This window comes from Blautia sp. ZXY-1-B12, from assembly GCF_056339915.1.
This window is the reverse complement of sequence record NZ_JBWJVP010000064.1, coordinates 1-2,709: the sequence shown is the minus strand read 5'-3', so window position 1 is coordinate 2,709 and position 2,709 is coordinate 1. Positions and strand designations below refer to the sequence as shown.

1 protein-coding gene and 1 pseudogene are annotated in these 2,709 nt (G+C 40.9%); both read left to right on the top strand.

Annotated elements, in window-relative coordinates; all coding sequences use genetic code 11:
• Nucleotides 1-683: 683 nt before the first annotated feature.
• Nucleotides 684-1,619: pseudogene (locus AC075L_RS04850) on the top strand (ABC-three component system middle component 6); the annotation flags it as partial.
• 420 nt (nucleotides 1,620-2,039) lie between these two features.
• Nucleotides 2,040-2,591 (top strand): prolyl-tRNA synthetase associated domain-containing protein, encoded by a 552-nt coding sequence (locus tag AC075L_RS04845; protein WP_008704233.1) that lies wholly within the window; start codon nucleotides 2,040-2,042, stop codon nucleotides 2,589-2,591.
• The last annotated feature ends 118 nt before the right edge of the window (nucleotides 2,592-2,709 follow it).

Here is a 2,709-nt window from a genome sequence, read left to right as displayed (position 1 = left end):
CTATGGTCTGCTATCATGTAGAAACAAGAGAAAAAAGATAACTCACTGCAGAAATCTGCTTGGATGCAAGAAATACATTTCTACATTAAAAAATCTAAATGCAATAGAAATGATAAAGGTTTTGTATCACATCGATGTATGCAAATGTTCTTCTTGCGGAGGGAATATGGTATCACCCCGCAAAGATAAATACAGTTCTTCTTTTTGTGCACATATGAGATGTTAAAATCTACAATTGCATAGAATAAATGACTTCCGCATAGGAGGTTTGTTTGTCATGCCTGAAATTGATTTCTTGAATAAAAAAACTTTTACCAAAACATCCGGTATGATAAACTTAAGGAAAAGAGCAACGATTGAATCCCCATAGCTATCGGCTAAAGGGACGCGACTTTGTTCACCAAGGTAAAATCGAAATTGATGTAAACGAAAGGGCAGTTTTTATCAGAACTCAAGGCTGCTTTTTCGTTTACACCAACTCCGATTGTTTCCTTAACAGTTTGCCGAACTGGCGAAATACAGAAAACAGCATAAGAATAATCAACAGGCAGGTAGTCTTATAACGAGACTGCCTGCCTTCTTTTATGCCTGCAAGTGCCATTTCTCAAGGGGGTGTTCAAATGAACCCCCTTTGAACACCCCTAGGGGAAACAAGGTTAAATTGTATCAAGTTCAGTGTTCCAACGAAAGCAGATCTGTGCGAGTATTATGTGAATCTGGAAGCGAATACTTTTGATACTTTTAAGGTTGAACCGTCCCTGATGACCGTCTTTGAACAGAGTCATACATGGGATGAACTGATACAGCATTTTGTGGATTCCTATGTTATGGAAACAGATAAGAAGGCGGTATCCGCTTTTTATGACCGTGATTATATTGCAGAAAGGCTGAAGGGGCTGGAAACTGAATTGTCTTTAGAGTGTCGAATCACTCTGAATGGAGAAGAACGATGGGTTCGCAATGTGATCATACGTGGAGAGATAGAGGATTCAGAATATGCCATGATTTTCTTGCGTGATATCACAGAGGCAAAGGTAGAGAGCGCACGGCATCTGCAGATGGCAGCAGATAATGCTTCCATGGAGCAGCTGATTCAGAGTATCGTACGTCTGGTTGACCGCTTTGTTGTCTGCGATCTGGAAAATGACAGATATGAGTCCTACAACCTGAATGGACAGATGATATATAAACCTCTGGGCTTTTATCATGATTTTCAGATGCAGGTTCTTGAAAGGTATAAGACACTGGAAGCTATAGATATCCTGATAGCCCCGGATAATATTCGGAAAAAACTGAAAAGTGAAAATGATATTTATAAGTTTGAATATTGCAGCCTGGATGAAAAGACTTATAAAATCGCTTCTTATATTCCCTTGGAATGGAAGAATGGAAAGCTGGAAAAGGTATTGCTGGCATCCATGGATGTGACACAGGAGAAGAAAGCAGAGATTGAATCCCGTCAGGCACTGAAAGAGGCTTACCGGTCCGCAGAAAATGCAAATCGTGCGAAAACAGAATTCCTTTCCAATATGTCCCATGTTTTGTTATGTTTAGATTGGTTGTATCTTATAGATGCGGCAGAGGTCGATAAGAAAGGGCGCATAAACTTATGTATATAAACTACTACGGCTATTGAATAGCCGATTTTGTTAAACTCTTTGATATCCGGCAGTTCCATTGCTGTGAGTACCATTTTATCCCCATGGAGGCTTTCTATGTAAGTATCTACAGCATTGTGGATAGGATGGGGGAATAATCCATGTCAGGATGCAGGGATGCTGGCAGTAGATGCAGTTGGATGAGATGTTGTTTCAGCGGATATATAGCGGGTACTATGGAGCATCACATGATATTCCTGCTGCGGATAGACCGGTTGGTATCATAAGGTGGGGAGAGCTGGAGTGCTGGTGATCTATTCCGCGGAGGTGGTAGAATGTACAGGATACCAGAAAAATATTCTGGATATCTGCCCTTTTGTTGACAATCCGCATACAAAAGGATTACACTTTCATCAATAAAAAATAAAGGAGCACCACGAAATGGAATTACAAAAGGGAAGACCTGAGAATACAGATAATCGTCTGGACAAAGAAATCCGTGTCTATGATTTTTTAGACAAACTTGGAGTTCAATATCAGCGTATTGACCATGAGGCTGCTATGACTATGGAAGCCTGCGAAGAAATTGACCACGCCCTTGGCGACAACACCACGATCTGCAAAAATCTGTTCCTGTGCAATCGTCAGGAGACGGATTTTTATCTTCTTCTGATGCCTGGTGATAAACCGTTTAAGACAAAAGATCTCTCTGCGCAGATCCATTCCGCCAGATTATCTTTTGCCAAACCGGAATATATGGAGAAATATCTTGATATCACCCCTGGATCCGTCAGTGTATTGGGACTGATGAATGATTCTGAGAAGAAAGTACAGCTTCTTATTGATGAAGATGTCATGAAGGAGCCATACTTCGGCTGTCATCCCTGTATTAATACCTCGAGTCTCAAATTCACAACTGAAGATCTGATGCAGAAAATTATTCCAGCACTGGAGCATGAGCCTGTCACAGTGACTCTGCCGGTTCCGGAATAAGGAAAACACATAACCAAAGACACAGGAAAGCCCTCAGCTATAGATTTTGTCTATATCTGAGGGCTTTCTGAATATGGACTATTTTAACAACCGTAGCAAGAATTCCCTCACTATAGGT

Bases quoted from the DNA above. Each gene is read 5' to 3' on its own strand.
- AC075L_RS04845 (WP_008704233.1), top strand. From the start codon at position 2,040: ATGGAATTACAAAAGGGAAGACCTGAGAATACAGATAATCGTCTGGAC.